The 24,184-nt window shown below is 33.3% G+C and carries 22 protein-coding genes; 20 read left to right on the top strand and 2 right to left on the bottom strand.

Features of this window, described 5'->3' with window-relative positions; all coding sequences use genetic code 11:
• Positions 1–34: 34 nt before the first annotated feature.
• On the top strand, positions 35–2,200 hold the full coding sequence (gene pulA, locus ABEY15_RS11885; RefSeq protein ID WP_429890271.1) for a type I pullulanase: 2,166 nt from the start codon (positions 35–37) through the stop codon (positions 2,198–2,200).
• A 140-nt stretch (positions 2,201–2,340) separates the two neighbouring features.
• Positions 2,341–3,129 carry a phosphotransferase family protein gene (locus ABEY15_RS11890; RefSeq protein WP_429890272.1) on the top strand — a complete coding sequence of 263 codons (789 nt, stop codon included), beginning with the start codon at positions 2,341–2,343 and terminating at the stop codon, positions 3,127–3,129.
• 31 nt (positions 3,130–3,160) lie between these two features.
• Here the strand turns inward: ABEY15_RS11890 and ABEY15_RS11895 are convergent, their stop codons facing one another.
• Positions 3,161–3,439, bottom strand: a complete 279-nt coding sequence (locus ABEY15_RS11895) for a YtzH-like family protein (RefSeq protein ID WP_429890273.1) — start codon at positions 3,437–3,439, stop codon at positions 3,161–3,163.
• 150 nt (positions 3,440–3,589) lie between these two features.
• On the opposite strand from ABEY15_RS11895, the gene trmB reads away from it, so the two are divergent.
• On the top strand, positions 3,590–4,231 hold the full coding sequence (trmB, locus tag ABEY15_RS11900) for a tRNA (guanosine(46)-N7)-methyltransferase TrmB (RefSeq protein ID WP_429890275.1): 642 nt from the start codon (positions 3,590–3,592) through the stop codon (positions 4,229–4,231).
• Between the two features lie 226 nt (positions 4,232–4,457).
• Complete coding sequence (locus ABEY15_RS11905) at positions 4,458–5,300, top strand: YtnP family quorum-quenching lactonase (RefSeq protein ID WP_429890276.1); 843 nt, start codon at positions 4,458–4,460, stop codon at positions 5,298–5,300.
• A 14-nt stretch (positions 5,301–5,314) separates the two neighbouring features.
• On the opposite strand, the gene ABEY15_RS11910 is transcribed toward ABEY15_RS11905, so the two are convergent.
• Positions 5,315–5,626: a PepSY domain-containing protein gene (locus ABEY15_RS11910; RefSeq protein ID WP_056473349.1), complete on the bottom strand. Its 312-nt coding sequence runs from the start codon at positions 5,624–5,626 to the stop codon at positions 5,315–5,317.
• 161 nt (positions 5,627–5,787) lie between these two features.
• Between ABEY15_RS11910 and ABEY15_RS11915 the strand changes: the two genes are divergently transcribed.
• The 16 genes from ABEY15_RS11915 to solA all read left to right on the top strand — a co-directional run bounded on the left by ABEY15_RS11915 (position 5,788) and on the right by solA (position 24,064).
• Positions 5,788–6,858: a M42 family metallopeptidase gene (locus ABEY15_RS11915; RefSeq protein WP_429890277.1), complete on the top strand. Its 1,071-nt coding sequence runs from the start codon at positions 5,788–5,790 to the stop codon at positions 6,856–6,858.
• A 299-nt stretch (positions 6,859–7,157) separates the two neighbouring features.
• Positions 7,158–8,270 (top strand): ABC transporter substrate-binding protein, encoded by a 1,113-nt coding sequence (locus tag ABEY15_RS11920; protein WP_429890278.1) that lies wholly within the window; start codon positions 7,158–7,160, stop codon positions 8,268–8,270.
• Complete coding sequence (locus ABEY15_RS11925; protein ID WP_429890279.1) at positions 8,260–9,102, top strand: alkaline phosphatase family protein; 843 nt, start codon at positions 8,260–8,262, stop codon at positions 9,100–9,102. The genes ABEY15_RS11920 and ABEY15_RS11925 overlap by 11 nt, the downstream gene beginning before the upstream one ends.
• A 79-nt stretch (positions 9,103–9,181) precedes the next feature.
• Complete coding sequence (locus tag ABEY15_RS11930; protein ID WP_429890280.1) at positions 9,182–10,036, top strand: ABC transporter permease; 855 nt, start codon at positions 9,182–9,184, stop codon at positions 10,034–10,036.
• Entirely contained in the window at positions 10,033–10,902 is an 870-nt protein-coding gene (locus tag ABEY15_RS11935; RefSeq protein ID WP_429890281.1) for an ABC transporter permease, read from the top strand. The genes ABEY15_RS11930 and ABEY15_RS11935 overlap by 4 nt, the downstream gene beginning before the upstream one ends.
• On the top strand, positions 10,899–11,912 hold the full coding sequence (locus ABEY15_RS11940) for an ABC transporter ATP-binding protein (RefSeq protein ID WP_429890282.1): 1,014 nt from the start codon (positions 10,899–10,901) through the stop codon (positions 11,910–11,912). Before ABEY15_RS11935 ends, ABEY15_RS11940 begins: the two co-directional genes overlap by 4 nt.
• A gap of 16 nt (positions 11,913–11,928) precedes the next feature.
• On the top strand, positions 11,929–12,711 hold the full coding sequence (locus tag ABEY15_RS11945) for a DeoR/GlpR family DNA-binding transcription regulator (RefSeq protein ID WP_429890283.1): 783 nt from the start codon (positions 11,929–11,931) through the stop codon (positions 12,709–12,711).
• Positions 12,712–12,877: 166 nt separating this feature from the next.
• A complete protein-coding gene (locus tag ABEY15_RS11950; RefSeq protein ID WP_429890284.1) occupies positions 12,878–13,750 on the top strand; it encodes an HAD family hydrolase in 873 nt (290 codons plus the stop codon).
• A gap of 162 nt (positions 13,751–13,912) precedes the next feature.
• Complete coding sequence (locus ABEY15_RS11955) at positions 13,913–14,428, top strand: DUF84 family protein (protein WP_429890285.1); 516 nt, start codon at positions 13,913–13,915, stop codon at positions 14,426–14,428.
• A gap of 71 nt (positions 14,429–14,499) precedes the next feature.
• A complete protein-coding gene (locus tag ABEY15_RS11960; RefSeq protein ID WP_429890286.1) occupies positions 14,500–14,817 on the top strand; it encodes a thioredoxin family protein in 318 nt (105 codons plus the stop codon).
• Positions 14,818–14,834: 17 nt separating this feature from the next.
• Entirely contained in the window at positions 14,835–15,632 is a 798-nt protein-coding gene (locus tag ABEY15_RS11965; protein ID WP_429890287.1) for a DUF1444 family protein, read from the top strand.
• 14 nt (positions 15,633–15,646) lie between these two features.
• A complete protein-coding gene (gene ytpR, locus ABEY15_RS11970; RefSeq protein ID WP_429890288.1) occupies positions 15,647–16,252 on the top strand; it encodes a YtpR family tRNA-binding protein in 606 nt (201 codons plus the stop codon).
• Positions 16,253–16,602: 350 nt separating this feature from the next.
• On the top strand, positions 16,603–19,971 hold the full coding sequence (locus ABEY15_RS11975; RefSeq protein WP_429890289.1) for a DNA translocase FtsK: 3,369 nt from the start codon (positions 16,603–16,605) through the stop codon (positions 19,969–19,971).
• Positions 19,972–20,066: 95 nt separating this feature from the next.
• Positions 20,067–21,182, top strand: a complete 1,116-nt coding sequence (locus ABEY15_RS11980; protein WP_429890290.1) for a nicotinate phosphoribosyltransferase — start codon at positions 20,067–20,069, stop codon at positions 21,180–21,182.
• Positions 21,183–21,482: 300 nt separating this feature from the next.
• Positions 21,483–22,775 carry a UDP-N-acetylmuramate--L-alanine ligase gene (murC, locus tag ABEY15_RS11985; protein ID WP_429890291.1) on the top strand — a complete coding sequence of 431 codons (1,293 nt, stop codon included), beginning with the start codon at positions 21,483–21,485 and terminating at the stop codon, positions 22,773–22,775.
• Between the two features lie 149 nt (positions 22,776–22,924).
• On the top strand, positions 22,925–24,064 hold the full coding sequence (gene solA / locus ABEY15_RS11990; RefSeq protein WP_429890292.1) for an N-methyl-L-tryptophan oxidase: 1,140 nt from the start codon (positions 22,925–22,927) through the stop codon (positions 24,062–24,064).
• The last annotated feature ends 120 nt before the right edge of the window (positions 24,065–24,184 follow it).

Below are 24,184 nucleotides of genomic sequence, written 5' to 3' on the forward strand. Positions count from 1 at the left end.
AGTTTTAAATTTATAGTCTGGATGGTGAATAGCGTTGTTTCATATTAAAAGGGCTTTTGAAGCTTATATAGATGGATTTCAAGAAATAACAATGATTATTCCCAAAACGAACAAACATACAGTGCAGTCATATTTTGAACTAATTGAAGTGGATGGTCGGAAAACTAGGCTCCCTGTCGTATCTCGAATAGAGTTTGAGCGTTTTTTTAAATATACTGTTTTGACTACTGAAGTAATTTTGTTAGAAAAAAAGTATGAGATTGAAGATGAATTTGGTATTCGCACAGATTTACAAGTAGGTGGAGTTATTCGTTCGAAGGACTTTGATGAAAAATATGCCTATGATGGAGAGGATTTAGGTGCGGTTTACACAAGTAATTCTACACAATTTAAATTATGGGCACCTACTGCTTCTAAGGTTAAGTTAAGAATTTATCAAGAATACGGTGAAGAAGAAAAGTTTACTGAAATGTCTATGGAGCGAGAAGGAAAAGGGACATGGAAAGCAGTAATCGACCGTGATTGTGACGGTTTAGTTTATAATTTTTTAGTATGTGTGAATCTGATTTGGCGAGAAGCTGTCGATCCTTATGCAAAAGCAGTTACTGTAAATGGTAAACATAGTGTAGTAATTGATTTATCGAAGAGTAGCAAAGTTAGTAAGGTAAATAGTAAACCACCAAATAAGTATACTGATTGTATTATTTACGAAGCCAGTATTCGAGATTTTACTTCACATCCACTAAGTGGGATTCAAAAAAAGGGGTCTTTTCAAGGATTTCATGAAAAAGATACGATGTACAATGGTTTTTCAACAGGTTTAGATTATATATGCAGGTTAGGAGTTACACATATTGAATTATTACCATTTTTTGATTTTGAAGGAATAGATGAAAATAACCCTTTCCAAAGCTACAATTGGGGCTATAATCCATTGAATTTCAATGCACCAGAAGGTAGTTATAGCTTAAAACCGGATGAACCAATAGAAAGAATAAATGAATTAAAGAAACTTATTTCAGTTTATCATGAGCATGGTTTACGGATTATTATGGATGTTGTTTACAATCATGTTTATGAATTACAAACTAGTCAATTCGAAAAAATTGTACCAGGATATTATTTTAGACAAGATGAACGTGGTTTACCATCGAATGGTACAGGAGTTGGGAATGACTTTGCATCTGAAAGATTGATGGCTAGACGATTTATTCTACAATCAATAAAATATTGGACTAAAGAATATGACATCGATGGGTTTAGGTTTGATTTAATGGGAATATTGGATACGGATACAATGAATGAAATAGTAACTGAACTGACAATCTTAAAACCAGAAATAATCATTTTTGGAGAAGGTTGGGATTTAAATACAGCATTAAGTCCATCTTCTCGAAAAGCAACAATAAACCAAAGTCATCAACTATCAATGGTTGGGTTTTTTAATGATAAATTTCGCGATGGAATAAAAGGAAGTACTTTTTCATTTCAAGAAATAGGGTTTATACAAGGCAATAATATTCATAATGATTACTTGTCTGATTTACTTTTAGGAAGCGTTGGGATTAATAAACAAGTAAATTTATTTAAAGAGCCATATCAATCAATAAATTATGTTGAATCACATGATAATCACACTATGTGGGATAGATTAAAGCTTTCCAATCAGAAAGAGAATGAGGAAATACTAAAGAAAAGGCATTTACTTGGAACAAGTATTGTATTATTTTCGTTTGGTGTACCGTTTCTGCATAGTGGCCAGGAGTTTTTTAGAACAAAAAAAGGGATCGAAAACAGTTATAATTCAGGCGACACAATAAATAGTATTGATTGGGCAAGAGCAGAACGTGAAGCGACATCGATTGAAATTATAAAAGAATTTATCACAATTCGAAAGCGCTTTAATAGTTTCCGTTTTTCTTTGAAAGAAGAAATAGAAAAGTATGTAACGCCAGTCAATATTCATCGAGATCTAATTGGTTACCGAATTAGCGGGTTAGAAGAAATCGACCAAGTTAAAGAGATTATGGTGTTATTTCATAATGGTCTCTCTGATATTTATATTGATTTAGGAAATGAAGAAGACAATTGGGAATTTATATGGGATGGTCATAATCATTATGTTAATAAAGGGATGAAAGTGGATTATAATAAATTACCAATGCCATCGCTTTCGACCGTTGTATTAGTAAAATACTAGCAACTACTTGCAGATTCTAATTAAACAATGTAAACTTGTAAAAGATGGCTTATTACAGCTGATTGTAATAGGCTATCTTTCTTTTTGTAATAAAATAATAGTAAATACAAACATATATAACAACAAGGAACGGAAGAACAATGGATAATCATATACAAGAAATACTCGGAAAAGAATGGACAATCTCGCCAGCCGGTGGTTTTACTGGTGAAGCGTATATAGCAGAAAATAATGATAAGAGATTATTTCTAAAAAGAAATTCTTCTCCTTTTTTAGCAGTTTTATCAGCAGCTGGCTTTGTTCCAAAATTAGTTTGGACTAGAAGACTAGAAAATGGTGATGTACTTACTGCTCAAGAGTGGGTGATTGCACGTAGTTTAGAACCTTATGAGCTCTCTGCGAAAGGGGTTGCGCAATTTTTATATCGTATCCATTCTTCCAAAGAATTGTTATATATGTTAACGAAGCTAGGAATTAATCCTTTAGAACCTCAGGATTTACTGCAAACAATTGTAGGTAATCTTACTGAAGAGTTTACACAAAGCCAGATAATTGTAAAAGGCATCGAATATTTAGAGGAAAATATGCCATCTTTTGATTCAGAGGATTTAGTCGTTTGTCATAGTGATTTAAATCATCATAATTGGTTACTTACTGAGACAAATAATCTATATTTAATCGATTGGGATGAAGCAATCATTGCTGATAAAGCATTTGATTTGGGCATGTTTTTATTTACCTATGTAGAACAGAACGATTGGGACAAATGGCTTCGAAATTATGGAATAAAATTAACCGAAGACCTATTAAATCGAATGACATGGTATGTAGTCGCTCAAACAATTATTTGGATTAAATGGTATACTCTTCGTGAAAATGAAAAGCAGACTCAAAAAATGAAGAGCCTGCTAGAGAAGATATTAGATTAAATAAAAATTTCCTCGGAAATTGTCATATAGATTAAGAATAAGTATTGAAATCAGTCACCCATTGAGAGAGTTGATTTTGGTGGTTTGTAATGTGCTGATCTAAATCAGCAGAATACTTTCCAGACTGACTATAAAAATAAACGTCATTTAACATGCTTTTCACATCATCTGTTATTTGGTCGTTCGTTAATAAGGATTGAACAAGTCTTTCCAATTGTTCACATTCTGATACAGTTCCACAACAGTCAGATTGGTGATTCATTAGAATATCTCGTAAAATTGTTAATTGATGTTCATGATTTAAAGGCATAAATTCACATCCTTTTGTTATTAAGTACACTTGAAATAGTTTGTGTTATAAGAAATGATTTTATACTATACGTGAATAACCGAGTGCCATCGTGCTTGGTTTTTTCTTTGAGTAAATATAAATTGCAAAATCGAGAGGGAGTAATATCTTATGAGATTAAGACATAAGCCAGGTGCGGCAGATCAAGTTAAACAAAATGCTCATTATGTAATTCCAAATCCGTCAGAACAAAAAGGGAAATGGAATGAGGTTTTCCAAAATGATCAACCAATTCATATCGAGGTTGGTACTGGTAGAGGTCGTTTTATGGTCGGTATGGCTAAAGCCAATCCTCATATTAACTATATTGGCATTGAGAAATATACAAGTGTAGTTTCTGATGCATTAGATAAATTAATTGAAGCTGAAGTTCCAAATTTAAAGCTGTTAAATGTAGATGCACAAAAATTAACGGATTTCTTTGATGACGGAGAAATAGATCGAGTATATTTAAACTTTTCTGATCCATGGCCAAAGGTTCGTCACGAAAAGCGTCGATTAACACATAAAACATTTTTAAAAATGTATCAACAAATCTTGAAAAATGATGGGGAAATTCATTTTAAAACAGATAATCAAGATTTATTCGAGTTTTCAATCATGAGTATGGCCAACTACGGAATGACTATGCATTTCTTAAGCTTAGATCTTCATAATAGTGATTTTGAAGGAAATATTATGACTGAATACGAAGAGAAGTTTTCTTCAAAAGGTAACCGTATTTACCGAGTTGAAGCTGCTTACAGAAACTAATCTAATCAAAAGATTATCGTGATATATTTATCATGATAGTCTTTTTTATTTGCTATAACACACGAAATTTTAATATGATTGTTGATTTTTAGGCAATCTAAAACGAATTTTCATTTCATATTCAGTATTGTTCCCTTTCTTTTACCTATTCTTGATCTTAAAATATTCTGTAAATTCGTAAAAGTGGTATAATATTTAAGTCTAGTAAAAAAGAAGGGGGATAAGTATGGAACAGTTAAAAATTGGAACTTGTACAATTCAGTGGCTTACTGGAGGAAATACCCATTTAGATGGTGGAGCAATGTTTGGAGTTGTTCCAAAGGCGCTTTGGTCAAAAAAATATATTGTTAATGAGAAAAACCAAATTCCTTTACGTACTGACCCGGTATTTATTCAAACAAATGGTTTAAACATGATCATTGATAGTGGCATTGGTGTTAATAAATTAAATGAGAAACAAAAAAGAAATTTTGGCGTTACCGAGGATTCAGCGTTAGAAGAATCATTAGCGAAGCACGGATTAAAACTAGACGATATTGATTATGTCATTATGACACATTTGCATTTTGATCATGCAAGTGGATTAACGAAATTTGAAAATGGTGAATTCAAACCTGTATTTTCGAATGCAAAAATTATTACGTCTCAGATTGAATGGGATGAGATGAGAAATCCGAATATTCGTTCAAGTAATACATATTGGAAAGAAAATTGGGAAGCAATTCAGCACCAAGTAATTGCATTTGAAAAAGAATATTCTTTAACAGATGAAATAACAATTATTCACACAGGTGGACATAGCGATGGGCACAGTATTATAAAAATTGAAACAGAAGATGAGCTATTATTGCATATGGGGGATTTAATGCCTACCCATGCACATCAGTCACCATTATGGGTTATGGCATATGATGATTACCCAATGGCATCTATTTACGCAAAAGAAAAATGGGTTAATTTTGGTCTGCAAAAAAAATCTTGGTTTACGTTCTATCATGACGATGTATTTAGAGCAATAAAATGGAGCGCTGAAGGACAAGTATTACAGTCAATCGAACGCTCCAAATAATTTGGCTATTGTTGTTAAACAATTTGAGCAGAAATTAGCTCACCATTTACAGCATTAATGATGAATGAATAGTTTGTAGTGTCATTATCTGATTCTACTACTGTAAAACCACCTTCATAAACATCACCTTCATAATCAGGTAAATCTGCCCACTTTGGTTCTGAATGAATCCAAGTTCCAGTTACATTACCATATGAAAGAAATACTGGTTTAATTGTTTTTAATGCTTTTTCTGCTGGAATATATTGTGAAGATAATTTTTTTTGTAAATATAGTCCACCAGCAACACCTAAACCTAAGCCAATTAAGACGCGTTTAAGTTTCATTTGTACCACCTCTATTTATGTATTATGCGCTTGAAATAATATTCTACTACTTATCTTAGTCAAACCGGAGCAACATTTCAACGGTTAGCATTGGTATTATGTGTTATTTTTAGATAAAATAAAAAAAGAAGATATGTTTTGTACAGAGAGGAACTTTAATTATGAATCAAGACACTCTACAGCTTTTTAAATTTTTAACAGAATTACAAGGTGCACCAGGATTTGAGCATGAAGTGCGTCACTTCATGAGAAAAGAACTTGAGAAATACACAAATGAGATTGTGCAAGATCGTTTAGGAAGTATTTTTGGAGTTAAACGTGGAACTGAAGATGGACCTACTGTAATGGTGGCAGGTCATATGGATGAAGTTGGTTTCATGGTTACTCAAATTACAGAAAACGGGATGTTAAGATTTCAACCACTAGGTGGCTGGTGGAACCAAGTATTGCTAGCTCAAAGAGTACAAGTAATGACAGATCAAGGACCAGTTATTGGTGTGATTGGTTCAATTCCACCTCATTTATTAAGCGATGAGTTAAGAGCTAGACCAATGGATATGAAAAATATGCTAATCGATATTGGTGCAGATAACAAAGAAGATGCACTAAATATTGGCATTCGTCCTGGTCAACAAATTGTACCTGTTTGTCCGTTTACTCCTATGGCTAATGAGAAAAAAATCATGGCAAAAGCTTGGGATAACCGTTACGGTTGTGGACTTGCGATTGAATTATTAAAAGAAGTTCAAAACGAAACATTACCAAATATTTTATATTCAGGTGCTACTGTTCAAGAAGAAGTTGGACTAAGAGGGGCACAAACAGCTGCAAATATGATTAAACCTGATATCTTTTACGCATTAGATGCAAGCCCAGCTAATGATATGTCAGGATCGAAATCTGAGTTCGGTCAATTAGGTAAAGGTGTTTTATTACGAATTTTAGACCGTACGATGGTTACTCATAAAGGAATCCGTGAATTTATTTTAGATACTGCAGAAACGAATAAAATTCCTTACCAATATTTTGTTTCACAAGGTGGAACAGATGCTGGACGAGTACATGTTTCAAACGATGGCGTACCATCTGCTGTAATTGGTATTTGCTCTCGTTATATTCACACTGCGGCATCAATTATTCATGTTGATGATTATTTAGCTGCAAAGGAATTACTTGTTAAGCTAGTTAAAGCGACTGATAAAACGACTGTTGAAACATTACGTAATTATTAAAAGTAGGAAGCCTCGAAAAGGGGCTTCTTTTTATTTTGAAAATCTTTATAGGATTTCTCTTACCTCCTCGATCCCATTAATGTTGAAAACCTCATGATTCCACACAAAACCAAATTTTTAACACGAATAAATAATTGCTAAAAAATTTTGGAACATCAAAACTATTAATAAGTTGAAATAGTCGTTAACAAATTCTTAACATGCAGTTAATGTGGGTTTTACGATAGTATCTTATGATTAAACCGTAATAAGTAGTAAAAAGTGTTAAAAAAACCACATTTATTACAGGGGGATATGACATGAAAACCGAAATTAAAAAGAAAAGTTACAAGACAATTCAGGTTGTCCTTATGGGGATGACAGTTCTTGGATTAGCAGCATGCGGAAAATCTGTGGATACGAAAAGTGAAATTGTATCAAATCCAAATTCATTAACTCCTAAAGAAATTGAAACAAAGGCTAAAAAAGAGGCGGAAATTAATAGTGTTGGAATGCCTGACTCATGGGCCAATTGGGGTGAAACTTGGAAAGAAGTTAATGATAAATATTCTTTGAAGCATAGTGATACAGATTTATCGAGTGCAGAAGAGATTGCAAAAATGGAATCTGAAAAAGAAAATGCAACAGCGGATATTGGAGATGTTGGAATGTCTTTTGGACCAATCGCGGAACAAAAGAAGTTAACGATTCCATATAAAACATCATATTGGGACGAGATACCAGATTGGGCAAAGGACGATAATGGCGATTGGATTGTTGGATATCAAGGAACAATTGCTTTTATGACAAATAAAGAATTGGTAGATAACCCTCCTAAATCCTGGGACGATATTTTAAAAGGAGATTATAAAGTAACCGTTGGAGATGTTCAACGAGGAACACAGAACCAAATGGCCGTCCTTGCTGCAGCTATTGCATATGGTGGAGATGAAACAAATATTAAACCAGGGATCGACTTTTTTAAAAAGTTAGCTAAGCAAGGTCGTTTAAGCTTAACTGATGCCAAACCAGCAAATATCGAAAAAGGTGAAGTAGAAGTAGCTCTTGTATGGGACTTTAATGCACTTGGATATGCTGAAGCAATTAACCGTAATCAATTTGATGTATCTATTCCAACTGAAGGTTCGGTTGTCAGTGGATACACAACCATTATCAATAAATATGCTAAGCATCCTTATGCTGCTATGGCAACAAGAGAATATATATTGAGTGACGAAGGACAAATTAATTTAGCTAAAGGGTTTGCTCGTCCAATTCGTGATGTAAATCTTCCAAAAGAAGTAGCAGAAAAAATGGTTCCAAAAGAAGAATACAAAAATGCAAAACCAATAAGTGATTTTAAAGCTTGGGAAAAAACTGCAAAAACTTTACCACAAATTTGGCAAGAAGAGGTGTTAGTAAATGTCAAATAAAGTAATAGCAATTGTTGTTGATGGTATGAGATATGACAAAGCTTGTGAAGCTCTTGGATTTCTTCAACATTTAGTTGAAATAAATAAAGCAGCACTATACAAAATGAAATCTGAGCTGCCAAGTCTCTCTCGTCCTTTATATGAAGTTTTACTAACTGGTACACCTGCATCTGAAAACGGAATAACGTCTAATCAAGCAGTTCGTTTATCAAAAGAAAAAAGTCTCTTTCACATTACAAAGGAAAATGGATTGAGAAACGGCGCGGTTTCTTATTACTGGGTAAGTGAACTATATAATCGAGCACCATTTAATTATATTGAAGACCGTGAACAGGATGATGACTCAAAGGCAATTCAGAATGGAAAATTTTATTGGGATGATGACTATCCTGATAGTCATGTTTTTATGGATGCAGAAGCTTTACGTAGAAAATACGATCCTCACTTCTTATATATTCACCCATTAGGTGTAGATGTAAAAGGAGAAATATACGGTTCGGAATCAAAAGAATATCGTGAACAAATTTTAAAAGTAGGGAGCTTATTAGCACAACTTCTTCCGATTTGGATAGCAGAAGGGTATCACATATTAATAACATCTGATCATGGAATGAGTGAAACTGGAAATCATGGTGGAATAACAGCAGGTGAAAGAGATGTTCCGCTATTTATCATCAGTCCAAAAGTTGAGCCTAGAATTTATGAGGAAGTAATCCCTCAGTTGGCTTTTGCACCACTCATTTGTGAACTCTTAAATATAGAGCCATCAATGAAAATGATTTCATATCAACTTCCGGGATATAAAGAAGTTAATCCAACTTTTAACTGTTAATAAAGAATTTTAGGAAATGAGAATTGGTTTTAGCAAAAAATTAACCAATTCTCTAATGAATTTAAGGGAGCGAGAAGTTTTGCTAAAAATAAAAAAACATAAAATTTACTTATTAGCTCTTCTATTGCCATTTGTGTTGTTTGTAATAGGTTTTGAAATTGGGCCATTAATGGCAATGATTAAGAATAGCTTTTATGCTGATGATGGAACTCATCTAACAATTAATCAATATCTAACTATATTTAAAAGTAAATTTTACTTACAAGCTATTAAAAATAGTATAGTTATTTCCATTATTTCAGCTGTGATTTCAATCATAATTGCTGTTATAGCAGCTTATTCCTTTACAAAGTTTTCACGTAAAATACAAAACCGTCTATTAATGATCGCTAATATGACTTCAAATTTTGAAGGAATTCCCCTTTCATTCTCATATATTATCTTACTTGGTAATAATGGTCTGTTTACTTTGCTTTTTGCAAAACTTGGCTGGGATTTATTCGCAGACTTTAATTTATACTCTTGGACTGGCCTCATACTTGTGTATATTTATTTCCAAATTCCACTTGCGATTATGTTGATCTATCCTTCATTTCAAGGAGTAAAACAGCAGTGGAAAGAAGCGTCTGCTTTATTAGGAGGAACAACAATATCATTCTGGCTTCGAATTGGAATTCCAGTTCTTTTACCAAGTATAGTTGGTACATTTAGTATTTTATTTGCTAATGCTATGGGGGCATATGCTACAGCTTACGCACTAGTTGGTAGTAATTATAATTTATTGTCATTACAAATTGCTTCTCTAGTTGCGAGTGATGTTACATTAAAACCACAACTGGGTAGTGCACTAGGAGTCCTTCTAGCTACAACGATGATTAGTGCGATGTGGATTAATGAAAGAATGATGCGTCGCATTAGGAGGGATTTACGATGAAATCATCTGCAACATTTTTTAAAATAATTGTTGGATTACTTGTAATCTATTTATTAATTCCACTTGTGGGTACATTTTTATTTTCAATTGCAGGTAAGTGGGATCATACAATCTTACCCGAAAGCTATACGATAAATTGGTATATTGAATTATTTCAAGATGGACGATTTTTTGATGCCTTTCAACGAACATTGTTTTTAATTGTCATAACTGTCTCTCTAAGTGTGATCATCATGCTTCCAACGATTTTTATCATTACGGTTTATTTTCGAAAATTCGAAGGGATACTCCAAGCAATTGCAATGCTACCGTATGGTATTCCACCTATAGTAGGAGCGGTTGGATTAATAAAGCTATACTCTAATGGTCCATTGCAAATTTCAGGAACTCCGTGGATATTAATTGGAGCTTATTTTATAACAATCCTTCCATTTATGTATCAAGGTATTCGTAATAGTTTTAGAACACTAAATGCCGTTCAACTAGTTGATGCAGCAGAATTACTTGGCGCAACAAAATTACAAGCCTTTTGGACTGTTGTACTTCCAAATATTATATCGGGAATTTTAGTCTCAAGTTTATTATCAGTAGCGCTTTTATTTAGTGAATTTGCATTTGCTAATTTACTAGTAGGCGGAAGATTTGAAACCCTTCAAATCTATCTTGGAGATAAACTTAATAGCAGTGGACATTTAACAAGTGCCATCGTTATTACTTATTATTTAGTAATTTTACTTTTAACTGGAACAGTCTTAAAACTCTCGTTTAGAAATAAAAAAAAGCCGATCCTTTTAAATAAAAAGTTGCCTAATTTAAAAAAACAAAATCATTTAAAAAATACTGCATTAGAAGGTGAAATTAAATGAGTTATGTAACGATTAATCAAGTGACTAAGAAATATCAAAATCAAATTGTCTTAAATAATATTTCTTTAACATTAAATAAAGGGGAGTTTACGACACTTTTAGGACAAAGTGGATGCGGAAAAAGTACGCTATTACGTGCTATTGCTGGTCTTGAAGACGTCGATGTTGGAAATATATTAATAGATGGGAAAGATATAACTAACTTATCTCCACGCCAACGTGAAGTAGGAATGGTATTTCAGTCTTATGCACTTTTTCCAAATATGACAGTATTTGAAAATATCGCCTATGGACTAAAAATGAAAAAAGCTAAAAACATTCATTCAAGAGTAAAAAAGATGATTGAATTAGTCGATTTAGTAGGGAAGGAAGAATCGTACCCGCATCAATTATCGGGAGGACAGCAACAAAGAGTTGCCCTTGCTCGCGCACTTGTTATGGAACCAAAAGTACTATTGCTAGATGAGCCATTAAGCGCATTAGATGCAAAGATTCGAAAAAGCCTACAAAAAGAATTAAAAAGAATTCAACAAGAATTAGATATTACGACTATTTTTGTAACACATGATCAAGAAGAAGCAATGACAATGTCTGATCGAATTTTTGTGATGAATAATGGGAATGTAGTACAAGCAGGAACACCTTCCGAAATATATACAACACCTGTAAATAAGTTCGTTGCTAAATTTATTGGAAACTATAATGTTTACGATATGAACGTCTTCCATAAACTTGTTCGTAGTACAGAATTAATTGGAAATGATGTAGCGATCCGTCCAGAAGTATTAAAATTAGTACCTACAGATGATCATCAAATGGATTCACAAAAAAATTGGGGAATAAAGGGAATTGTTTCAGATGTTACGATGGCAGGTAATGTATTGAGGTATGAAGTTGAATCAGAAGGAAACTCATTCCTTATAGACTATCTTCACCATCGAGGACAAATGTTCCAGCAAGGGGCACATGTTAACATTATTGTACCAAAGCAAGAATGCGTTATTTTATAAATTATGGAGGTCTAAAATGTCTGTTTTACCTGAAGAGAGAAAAAACGAGATTTTAAAAGAACTGAATAAAAAGGGCAAAGTTAAAGTGGTCGAATTAGTTGAGCAGTTTAATGTTTCAGAAGAGACAATTCGTCGAGATTTAATGATTTTAGAGGAAAAAGGACTTTTAAAAAAGGTGTATGGTGGTGCAATAAAAAGCGTTTATCAAAATGAAGAACCTCCTTTTATGCAACGAACGACTGTAAATCAGGAAGCGAAAGTTAAAATTGGTAATAAAGCCGTAGATTTAATTTCAAATGGAGATGTAATCGCAATTGATGTAGGGACAACGATGCTTGAATTTGCTCAAGGTATAGAAAATAAAAAAGACATTACAATCATAACGAATTCACTACCAGTATCATCTTTGCTAACTGAATCATTAAATCAAAATAAATTTACAGGACAAATATTATTACTTGGAGGAATTATTGACCCAAAGCAACAATCGATTTGTGGAAGTATGACAGAACAATTATTAGATCAATTTAATATCGATAAAGCATTTATTTCAGCTGGTGGTGTTTCAACTCAAAATGGAGTGAGTAATTACCATTTACATGAATCATTAGTCTCTCGAAAAATGGTGGAAGTATCTAAGCAAGTGATATTATTAACAGATTTCTCAAAAATGGGTGTCGACACATTTTGTAAAGTATGTGCTCTGGCAAAAGTCGATGTGATTGTATGTGATCACGAATTTCCAGATGAATGGAATGGTCATGCAAATTTAGAAGAAATCGAATGGATTTATGCATAGCCATTTAATGTTGAAAGATCATCGTAGGGTCATACTATTTTAAAATGGGCAACGACGTAATGAGTACAACGTTAATGTCCTTTTAAGTTTGCAACCCTGTGAATTCTCATTATCGAAAACTACTAAACTAGATGAAAAGCAAATTAGAATAAAGGAGCTATGAATAATGAGTTTCATTGCAATAGATTTAGACGGCACTTTGTTAAATAACGAAAATGAAATTAGTGAAGAAAATATCAAAGCAATTCAATCTGCCTTGGAAAATGGTATTGAAGTAGTTATATCGACAGGTCGAGCGTATTTTGATGTTCAAAAAATTTGTGAAGGATCTAGGCTATCACCATATGTAATCGGAACAAATGGGGCAACGATCCATTCTAAAAATGGAGAATGTATCTCATCAATTACAATTTCAAGTACTAATGCTGAACAGATTATTAAGTGGTTGGATGAACGAAACTATTATTTTGAAGTTTTTACAGATAAAAGTATTTATTCTCTTAAAGAAAGAAGAGAGAGCTTCCAAAATGAAATTAATAGTCTTAAAAGAGATAAATTAGAAAAAGAAATGAAGGAACTAGTTGATGTTGCACAAAGACAGTTCGATCAGTTTGGGTATGTTTTAGTCGATCATTATAATGAAATATTACAACGAAATGAAGAAGTGAATAATATTTTAGTTTGTACGTTTGATAAGAAAAAATTAGCTGCAGCTAGAGATTGGTTTAATAAATGTAATGAGTTAATGGTTGTGTCTTCTGCTGAGCATAATATAGAAATTACGAGTCGTTTTGCGTCAAAAGGAATCGCATTAGAAAAATTAGTTTTTTTACTGAATGGTTCATTAGATCAGGCAATGGCTATTGGAGACAGTAATAATGATATTTCGATGTTCGAAAAAGTCAGATATAGTGTTGCAATGGGAAATGCAAAAGAAGATATCAAAGCAATTTGTACACAAACAACTTTAAATAATGATGAAAATGGTGTTGCCCACGCTATATATCATTACATTGATACTTTTGTAGTTCAAAGATAAATGGTTTGAAAGCTCTCGAGTAAATAGAATATTATCATTCTTTTAAAGAGTAGGTTATCACTTTAAGATGCTTTCATTTTGAAAGTGTCTTTTTTATTGTATATTAAAAATATATTTAAATAACTTAATAAAACATTAGACCAGCGAATGGGAGTTACAGCAATGAAAATAATAATAGGTTCTTTAAATCCGACAAAAGTAGGAGCGGTACAAAAAGTCTTTAATCAGTTTAAAGTAGAGGGATTAAATGTTCCGTCCGATGTTTCAAACCAACCGATGACTGACCGTGAAACGATGGAAGGTGCGATTAATCGAGCACATAATGCCAAACGGGAGGGGAAATCTGATATTGGCATAGGTTTGGAGGGTGGAGTAATCATTGAAGGTGATCGATTATTCCTTTGTAACTGGGGCGCACTTGTATATGAAAATGAAGTAATACTAGCGAGCGGAGCAAAAATTTTATTACCTAGCGAATTTATTAATGATCTACGAAATGGAACTGAGCTTGCTGTATTAATGGAACGATATACGAATGAAAAAGATATACGTAGTAAAGAAGGGGCAGTAGGAGTATTTACAAATGGCCGAATTACTAGGACAGAAATCTTTGAACATATTTGTGAATTACTTTTTGGACAATATGAATTCAAGAAACGAAAAGAAGAAGACGATTGAGAGGCGTCCTTTTTGCATATCGATAAAAATAAGATAAAATAAAAGAAAACGAATTAAGCGAGGGAAAAAGAATGGAAAAAATTACATCAGTTGAACAATTCGAACAAGCGAAACAAGGAGAAAAAGTGGTTTTCCAATTTTCAGCAGATTGGTGTCCAGATTGCAGATTTTTAGATATGTTCTTCCAAGAAATAATTGATGAAAATAAAGATTTTACGTTTTATTATGTAGATCGTGACCAATTTATTGAGTTATGTCAAAATCTAGATATTTTTGGCATACCAAGCTTTGTAGCGTTTAATAAAGGTGAAGAAATTGGTCGTTATGTAAATAAGGATCGTAAAACAAAAGAACAAGTAGAAGAGTTTCTTGAAGGATTAAGAGGCTAATAAGGTAGGTAAAACAATTGGCTAAAAAAACAACACTAGACTTAAAAAAAATGATAGAAAACCGCCTTGGAAACGAAGATTGGCGTTTTATCTATGATCGTGAAAAAGAAGACCTTCGAATTGAAGGGATTGAAAGTAATAAGGGGATGAGTGTCTCTTTAAATAGTGCAGTAGCAAAGTATGAAGCTGAAGGTGAAGAGGCATTTAATGAATTAATTTATTATATAAAAGAAGCACTTTCTGCTATGCACTCTGAAACTGTATTTCTTGAAGAACAAATTCGACCAGTTATTCGAGCTACATCGTTTCCGACTGAAAAGGAAGAAGGAAATTTATTTGTAACTGATGAGCATACTGCAGAAACTAGAATTTACTATGCTATTGATTCAGAAAAAACGTATCAACTTATTGATGAAAAATTATTAGTAAAGTCAGGTTATACAAAAGAGCAACTCCATTCTATTGCTTTATTTAATTTAAGAAAAATGCCTGTTCAAGTAAAAGAAGATATTGTTGCAGAAAATACTTTTTATTTTGTACGTACAAATGATGGATACGATGCGAGTAGAGTACTAAACAGTACTTTTATAAAAGAAATTCAATCAAAAGTAAAAGGTGAATTATTAGTAGGAATTCCTCATGGAGATGTACTAATCCTTGCAGACATTCGAAATAACATAGGTTATGATATAATGGCGCAAATGAATATGAGTTTCTTTGCAAGTGGGAAAATACCAATAACATCATTGTCATTTGCTTACGAAAATGAGAAGCTAATGCCAGTATTTATTTTAGGGAAACAAAAGAAGCAATAGAGAGGAAGAAATAAGTGAATATTTTTTATAACAAAGAAGGAATCGGCGATACGCTATTAATTACATTAAAACAAATTCCATCAGAAGATCGTAAAGTTGAACGTAAAGGGAATATTGCACGCGTATATAGTGCAGTTACGAATGAAACAGTTGCTATTAATGTGTTTGAGGCATCTACTTATGTAGATGTTCAAGAAAATGGTATCGTTACGATTACTGAACACATTGTTAATACGGTAAATGAATTACTAGCAAAAGAAGGATTTGAAGATACATTAGTATTAGACCTTTCACCTAAATTCGTTATTGGATATGTAATCGAAAAAGAAAAACATCCAAATGCTGATAAATTAAATATTTGCAAAGTTGACGTTGGAACAGATACATTACAAATTGTTTGTGGTGCACCGAATGTTGAACAAGGACAAAAGGTTGTTGTTGCAAAAGTTGGTGCAGTAATGCCATCAGGATTAGTCATTAAGGATGCTAATTTACGTGGAGTGGATTCATTCGGTATGATTTGCTCTGCACGTGAACTTGATTTACCTGACGCTCCACAAGAAAAAGGAATCTTAGTTCTTGAAGCTGATACTGAAGTTGGAAAAGCTTTTTTTAACTAAATAATATATATTCGTATAAATGCTAGGCCATTAATTGGTCTAGTATTTTTTATTTGCCCTATTTTCATAAAATGAGTATATATACAAAATTCAATAAAATTGATGTCAGGCTGAATGCAAGCGCTTGTCTTTCGAGGCGCGAAGCCAGATGAGGAGCGGATGTACCTTAGACGGTAATGAGCACCACAGTAAGGCGAAGCAATAAAGAAAGCGAGCGTTTGTCAACAGTCTGATATATTTGATATCGAAATATGATTGAACTAGCGCAATTTGTAATAATAATGTGTTTTTTGTCATTATGTCACATGGTAAAATAAAAGGTATGAAAAGAAATAGAGAGAGTGAGAAAAATGAAAAATTGGTTAAAAAGCCTTTTTAAGGCGAATAGCCTTAATGAGATTGAAGAAGAGTTTGAAGAAGCTTTTGAGGAAAAGCCTGTTGAGGAGAAAGTATATCAATCACACTCTATCGAAAAAAAGAGAAACGCTTTACATGAGCGTCCAAAATTTAGATTTCCAATTGAATTAGATGAAGAATTACCATCACCAAAGCCGATAAAGGAAGCAAAAATTGAACCAGTTTTTAAACAAGAAAAAAATAATGTTATTTTGAATAAGTCACCAAACAAATTAAATAAAGAATATAAACCTACATATAACCAGAGTAATAACTTTGTAAGCAATACTTTTCAAAATAATCAATTCGATAAAAGTAATTTATCTAGTCGACTTGAAAAAAATCAGGTCTCAAAAAGTGAAGAAGAACTAGTAAAAGTAGAAAAAGAAGAAAAAGAAGAAAAGGTCGATATTGTATTTCGTCCAAAAAGAAAAACACCATTTCGACCAAGTGAATATATTTCACCAATTTATGGTTATCAAAAGCCTCCGATAAAGGTAGAAAATGCTACAGATTCTGACATTTCTTCAACTAAAGAAGAAATGAGAGTTGAAGCTTCTCAAATTAATAATGTACTTGAAAATTCGTTTGAAAAAGTTGAAATCGACACTTTGGAAAAAGAAAGTATCGGCAATCAAAATCAAGAAAAAATTGAAGTGTTAAATCTACTAGAAAAAGAAGAAATTCAAGCTGCAGCTAATCAAGTTGAAAATGAATATTTACAAGCTGTAGTACATCATAATGAAATAGAATCTTCGTTGAAAGTTGAAGATATACAACTTGAAACTCATGAAATTGAAGCTGAAGAGAAGAAGATTGAAGATTTAGAAGCTGAGGTTGAAGCGAAGAATGAAATTGTACAGCATGATGTCCATCAAATTGAAACAGCAGTAGAAGTGAAAGATGTAGAAGTACAACTTGAAACTCATGAAATTGGAGTTGTAGAGAATTATCAAGATTTAGAAGCTGAAGATGACAAGACGAATGAAGTTGTACAGCATGAAGCCCTTCAAATTGAACCAGCAGTAGAAGTGAAAGATGAAGTTGTACAGCTTGAAACCCTTAAAATTGAAACAGAGGCTGAAGTTGAGATTGAAGAAGCACAGCCTGAAGTATTTATTCATGAGTCGGTTCCAGCTTCCATTAAAGAAGATAGAGAAAACGATGAACAGAACCTTGTTAATCTAAATTTGGAAGACAACATTGAACAAAATGAGTCGAATGATCACAATGTTGAAACTTTGGTCCAAGTTGATGAAAACGAAGACAAAGGTATTGATCTCGTTCAAAATAATGAAGAGAATGATGTTGAGTCGGAATTGACATACGAGTCAGATGTGAATCTTAAAGAGATTAAGGAAGAAGCGGTACAGCATGAAAATTCAACTGTAGAATCTAAAGTAGAAGAATCCGTTGAAATTAATCAACATGCGGTTACAAATTCTAATGAACAGATAAAGACTGAAAATGAAGCTAATAAAGAAGAATCTGAACCTAATCCAATCGAGAAACGTCAGAAAAAACGCCATTTTCCTTTTAATGTAATGATGCTTCGAAGTGATGTAGAGGCTTCAAGAAAAGCAAATATAATGAGACAACTTCGTGAATTGCAAAATGAATCTGCTGCAACAGTAGAAAAGGTAAATGAAGAAGTCGAGATAAAACAAAATGAACAGTTGATCGAGAATGATAGTTTATCTGAACAAAGTGAAATCTTATCTTCAGAGAAAGTTCAACCAAGTAAAATAATTGCTGAAGCAAATACTCATGAACATACTTCTGAAGTAATTCATGATCAGCCAGTTCTCGAAACTGAAGAAAGTAATACAGATACGAATTTAACTTTAGAGACTAAAAATCAGATTGTTCAAACTGATGAACCTCAAAGTTTAGATGAACAACCACCAGTACTTTATGAATTGCCAGAATTAGATTTATTAGTTGAACCCCCAATAGAACAATTTAATGATGGGGATTGGGTTGAAGATCAAAAGCAACTACTACAAGAAACATTACATAATTTTAATGTAGGAGCTAGAGTAATCGCCGCAACTCAAGGTCCAACAGTAACTCGTTTCGAAGTACAGCCTGAGCCTGGCGTGAAAGTAAATAAAATAACGAATTTACAAGACGATATTAAATTGAGCTTAGCAGCTAGAGATATTCGAATTGAAGCTCCGATTCCTGGTCGAAGTGCAATAGGCATTGAAGTACCGAATAAAGAAAGTAAGCCTGTTTACTTAAGAGAATTAGTTAGTCAGGATAAATTTTTGCAAAGCGAGTCACCTTTAACTGTTGCACTAGGACTTGATATAGGTGGAGAGCCTGTCTATGCAGATATTTCAAAAATGCCACACGGGTTAATTGCCGGGGCAACAGGATCTGGAAAGAGTGTATGTATTAATTCAATTTTAGTTAGCATTTTATACAAAGCGAAACCTCATGAAGTGAAATTAATTTTAATCGATCCTAAGATGGTTGAGCTTGCACCGTATAATCATATTCCACATCTTATTTCGCCAGTTATTACTGACGCTAGAGCCGCTACTGCTGCTTTAAAGTGGGCATGTGATGAGATGGATCGACGTTATGATTTATTTGCTCATGCTGGGGCAAGAGATATTAAGCGATTTAATGATTTAGCGAAGAAAAAAGGTGCTTATAATGATGAGTTACCATACTTAGTCATTATTATTGATGAATTAGCGGACTTAATGATGGTATCTCCTGGGGATGTAGAAACTTATATTTGTCGTATTGCCCAAAAAGCGAGAGCATGCGGAATCCATTTATTAGTTGCAACTCAAAGACCTTCAGTTGATGTCATTACCGGCATAATTAAATCAAATATACCGACACGTATCGCGTTTACAGTATCTTCACAAGTAGATTCTAGAACAATTATTGATATTGGCGGAGCTGAAAAGTTACTTGGACGTGGAGATATGTTATTCTTAGATAATGGAAAATCTCAAGCAATTCGATTACAAGGCGTTTATGTTTCGGATGATGAAATCGAACATGTTGTAGAGATTGTTAAAGACCAACAAAAACCGAATTACTTATTTAACCAAGAGGAACTTGTAGCAAAAGCGGATGCACAGGATGTTGATGATGAACTTTTCGAAGAAGCGGTAGAGTTTGTCATTGATCAAAAAGGTGCCTCTGTTTCAATGTTACAAAGACGTTTTCGAATTGGATACAACCGTGCAGCTAGATTAATTGACCTAATGTTTGATCATGGGATCGTATCGAATCAAAATGGAAGTAAACCTCGTGAAGTACTGATTACATCATTTGAGGAGTTTCGTTCTGAGCGATAAATTAAAAATTCGATAAAAATTAAGTAACGAATGTTAAAGTTTTTTTAACCCATACTAGAAAAAAAAGAACGATACTTTTCAGCAGGTGAAGATTCATGGAAAAAGAATTAGATTTAAAATTAAGAGGTAAAATAAGCCGATTAACGAACCAAACATTTAAATTTGATGAGAGAATCGGAGAAGGCTGGTTTTCAGCTGTATATTTTTTAAAAACTAGAGAAATCATTCGAAAAAAGAAGCCAGATACTGAAGTAACTATGCAATTTTTCCAAAGAGAAAGTGCGGTACTATGTGGCACGGATGAAGCAATTGCGATTTTACAAACTTTTGCAGATCATCCAGAAAATCTTATTGTTCATTCATTAAAGGATGGAGATATGATTGAACCATTTGAAACTGTCTTAACTATTAAAGGTAAATATGCTGATTTTGGCTATTTAGAGGGAATTATTGATGGTATTTTAGCTAGACGTACTTCTGTTGCTACAAACGTATACAATGTAAAACATTCTGCAAAATCCGCAGGCATTAAAAAGCCTGTTATTTTCATGGGAGATCGAGATGATCATTTCACGACTCAAGCAGGTGACGGTTATGCTGCATTTATTGGTGGTGCAACTGCACAGGCAACTCATGCAATGAATGAGTGGTGGGGCAATGAAGGGATGGGTACAATGCCTCATGCACTAATTCAAATGTATAATGGTGATGTTGTGGAAGCTGCTCGTGCATATACAGAAGTCTATCCACAAGATGATTTAATTGTCTTAGTAGATTATAATAATGATGTCATAAACGACGCTTTAAAGGTTGCACGAGAATACGGTAGCAAATTAAAGGCTGTACGTGTTGATACATCGAAAACAATGATTGATCAGTATTTTATTTGTAATCCAGAATTATTAGGAAGTTTTGACCCTAGGGGGGTAAATCCTCCATTAATTTTTGCTTTACGAAATGCACTAGATCAAGAAGGGTATCAGCATGTGCAAATTGTAGTAAGCGGTGGATTTACTGTAGAAAGAATCTTAGCTTTTGAGAAACAAGGTGTACCAGTAGATTTATATGGTGTAGGTGGAAGTTTATTAAAAGTTAACATAGGCTTTACAGGTGATAATGTCGAGTTAAATGGTGTGCAACAAGCGAAAGCTGGAAGAAAGCTTCGTGAAAATCCTCGATTAGAAAGTGTAGAAATGAGCCCTAGACTATAAAGGGAAAAAAATCAATTTAAGATTGATAGTATTTTAATATAAGCAGATGACTTAAAGTATTTACTTTTCCATCTATTACCTCATAGTGCGACTTAAAATAAATAGTCCTATGGGAGTTAAAGTGATATAATACTAATTGCGTAAAAATTTAAGTTAGTTATCATTAAAAAAATAACTAGACTCGGCAAAGTAACAATGCATCAAATTTATAAAATATTGATGCCATTTCTTTTATTCACACATATACTGTCTAAGAGATAGGCCGTTGTATTAGTGATCGATTTTGGAGGTTCTTTTAATATGACAGTTTACCATTTTGTAGGGATTAAAGGTACTGGAATGAGTGCTTTGGCACAAATTTTACATGATTCTGGTTTGACCGTACAGGGATCAGATTATGAAAAGCACTTTTTCACTGAAAATGAATTACGAAAAAAAAATATTACGATTTTACCATTTGATAAAGCAAATATTAAAGAAGGTCAATTCGTTATAGCAGGTAATGCTTTTCCTGATACTCATGAAGAAATTGCAGCTGCTATTGAAAAGGGAATTCCGATGGCACGCTATCATAAATTCCTAGGGGAATATATGAATAAATTTACTAGCGTCGCAATTACTGGAGCACATGGTAAAACCTCTACGACAGGTTTATTAGCCCATGTAGTTTCTGGTGCGCGTCCAACTTCTTTTCTAATTGGAGATGGTACTGGTAAAGGTGAAAAAGACAGCGAGTATTTCGTGTTTGAAGCTTGTGAATACCGTCGTCATTTTCTTTCATACTTTCCAGACTATTGCATCATGACTAATATTGATTTTGATCATCCGGATTATTATAAGAGTGTAGATGATGTATTCGATGCTTTCCAACAAATGGCTGATCAAGTAAAGAAAGGTATTATTGCATGTGGAGATGACGAACATCTTCAACGAATTTATGCAAAAGTACCTGTAATGTATTATGGATTTAACGAGGACAATGATTTCCAAGCTCGTAATATTGAAAAACATACAAATGGTACGACATTTGATGTATTCGTCCGTAATACGTATTACGCTACTTTTGATATTACTGGATATGGTGATCATAGTATTTTAAATGCTTTAGCAGTAATTGCGCTTTGCCATTATGAAGATATTGATGTTAATATTATTAAAGCTAGATTATTAACATATGGTGGCGTAAAGCGTCGTTTCAGTGAAAAACGCTTCGGAGATCAAATGTTAATTGATGATTATGCTCATCATCCAACTGAGATCCAAGCGACGATTCAAGCAGCACGTCAAAAATATCCTGACCGTGAAATCGTAGCAGTGTTCCAACCGCATACATTTACACGCACAAGTAAATTTTTAGATGAATTTGCTGGTACATTAGAAAAAGCAGATAAAGTTTACTTATGTGATATTTTTGGTTCTGCACGAGAAGATAAAGGTACTTTAACAATTGAAGACCTTTCTTGTAAAATTGCAGGTGCTGAACTATTGACTGATGACAATATCAGCAATTTACAAAACCATAAAAATAGTGTATTAATTTTTATGGGTGCTGGTGATATTCAAAAATACCAAGCAGCATACGAAAAACTATAAAAACTATTGAACCCGTTTATGAATGATCATAGACGGGTTTTTTGATATTTTAAAAAAGCTTGTTTTACAAAAAATGCTTATATAAGAAGGTAAATTGTAAAGACAAAAAGAATATGTCATACGAATGAACAGGGTAAGGAGTGAAATGATTGAATAATCACTATGATGTAATTATTGTTGGAGCGGGCTCTATGGGAATGGCAGCAGGATACTATTTATCAAAAGGAAATCAGAAAGTATTATTAATAGATTCTTTTGATCCACCACATAGCTTTGGTAGCCATCACGGCGATACTAGAATCATTCGTCATGCATATGGAGAAAGTAGAGAATACGTTCCTTTAGCATTACGGGCACAAAAATTATGGGAAGAGTTAGAACAATTGTCTGGAAAAAAATTATTTTCGAGAACAGGCGTTTTATGTGTTGGTGCACCCGGCTCGACCTTTACGAATGAAGTAATAAATAGTGCAAAAGAATTTTCGTTGCCACTTGAAATAATGGATAGTAATGAGATTAATGCAAGATGGCCCGGCTTACGTTTACCGGAAGGATTTATAGGTTGTTTAGAAACGTCTTCCGGAATTCTTTTTAGCGAAGAATGTGTTCGAGCATATAAAGAACTATATATCGAGAAAGGAAATAGTCTTAAAACAAACTCGCCTGTTGTGGATATTGAGGTAGGTACTAATAAGACGCAAGTGCGTACAGAGAATGCTGTTTACACAGCGGATAAACTTGTAGTATGTGCAGGCGCATGGTCTGGCAGAATTCTTGAAAAGACAGGTATTCATATACCTGTAAAACCTACTCGTAAAACAGTTGCTTGGTTTGAATGTGATCATCAACTATATGATTCTAGTTTGCTACCAGCATTTACGATTGATCTAATTGATCGACATTATTACGGCTTTCCAAGTCTTCATAATAGTGGCTTGAAAATTGGTCGACATGATGGAGGACAAATTGTAAATCCTGATCAGTTTAACCGAGAATTTGGAGAGTTTATTGAAGATGAAACGGATCTGAGAAATTTCTTAAGTGAATATATGCCACTTGCAAATGGAAGTTTAGTAAAAGGGAAAACATGCTTATATACAATGACTCCGGACGAGCACTTCATTATCGATCAGCATCCAGACTACAAAAATTTAATCATTGCTACAGGTTTCTCTGGTCATGGCTTTAAGTTTGCAAGCGTTGTAGGCGAGATTATTGCTGACCTAGTAATAAATCAGAAATCTGCATTTGATTTGAGTATGTTTTCATTAAATCGTTTTATAAAGTAAGAGATGGCCGATATGCTATCTCTTATTTTATTGAAAAAAAATAACCTCATCTCCTGACCGAACATTTCAGCAATATTGTGCTAATAATCCGAAACTTTATCTAGAGATAATTTAAAGAGT

It is taken from the genome of Gottfriedia acidiceleris (assembly GCF_050457485.1).
Lineage (GTDB): Bacteria > Bacillota > Bacilli > Bacillales > Bacillaceae_G > Gottfriedia > Gottfriedia acidiceleris_D.

Excerpts from the sequence above, each read along its gene's own strand:
- ABEY15_RS11890 (WP_429890272.1), top strand. The coding sequence starts at position 2,341 with ATGGATAATCATATACAAGAAATACTCGGAAAAGAATGGACAATCTCG.
- ABEY15_RS11895 (WP_429890273.1), bottom strand. The coding sequence starts at position 3,439 with ATGCCTTTAAATCATGAACATCAATTAACAATTTTACGAGATATTCTA.
- trmB (WP_429890275.1), top strand. The coding sequence starts at position 3,590 with ATGAGATTAAGACATAAGCCAGGTGCGGCAGATCAAGTTAAACAAAAT.
- ABEY15_RS11905 (WP_429890276.1), top strand. The coding sequence starts at position 4,458 with ATGGAACAGTTAAAAATTGGAACTTGTACAATTCAGTGGCTTACTGGA.
- ABEY15_RS11910 (WP_056473349.1), bottom strand. The coding sequence starts at position 5,626 with ATGAAACTTAAACGCGTCTTAATTGGCTTAGGTTTAGGTGTTGCTGGT.
- ABEY15_RS11915 (WP_429890277.1), top strand. The coding sequence starts at position 5,788 with ATGAATCAAGACACTCTACAGCTTTTTAAATTTTTAACAGAATTACAA.
- ABEY15_RS11920 (WP_429890278.1), top strand. The coding sequence starts at position 7,158 with ATGAAAACCGAAATTAAAAAGAAAAGTTACAAGACAATTCAGGTTGTC.
- ABEY15_RS11925 (WP_429890279.1), top strand. The coding sequence starts at position 8,260 with ATGTCAAATAAAGTAATAGCAATTGTTGTTGATGGTATGAGATATGAC.
- ABEY15_RS11935 (WP_429890281.1), top strand. The coding sequence starts at position 10,033 with ATGAAATCATCTGCAACATTTTTTAAAATAATTGTTGGATTACTTGTA.
- ABEY15_RS11940 (WP_429890282.1), top strand. The coding sequence starts at position 10,899 with ATGAGTTATGTAACGATTAATCAAGTGACTAAGAAATATCAAAATCAA.
- ABEY15_RS11945 (WP_429890283.1), top strand. The coding sequence starts at position 11,929 with ATGTCTGTTTTACCTGAAGAGAGAAAAAACGAGATTTTAAAAGAACTG.
- ABEY15_RS11950 (WP_429890284.1), top strand. The coding sequence starts at position 12,878 with ATGAGTTTCATTGCAATAGATTTAGACGGCACTTTGTTAAATAACGAA.
- ABEY15_RS11955 (WP_429890285.1), top strand. The coding sequence starts at position 13,913 with ATGAAAATAATAATAGGTTCTTTAAATCCGACAAAAGTAGGAGCGGTA.
- ABEY15_RS11960 (WP_429890286.1), top strand. The coding sequence starts at position 14,500 with ATGGAAAAAATTACATCAGTTGAACAATTCGAACAAGCGAAACAAGGA.
- ABEY15_RS11975 (WP_429890289.1), top strand. The coding sequence starts at position 16,603 with ATGAAAAATTGGTTAAAAAGCCTTTTTAAGGCGAATAGCCTTAATGAG.
- ABEY15_RS11980 (WP_429890290.1), top strand. The coding sequence starts at position 20,067 with ATGGAAAAAGAATTAGATTTAAAATTAAGAGGTAAAATAAGCCGATTA.
- murC (WP_429890291.1), top strand. The coding sequence starts at position 21,483 with ATGACAGTTTACCATTTTGTAGGGATTAAAGGTACTGGAATGAGTGCT.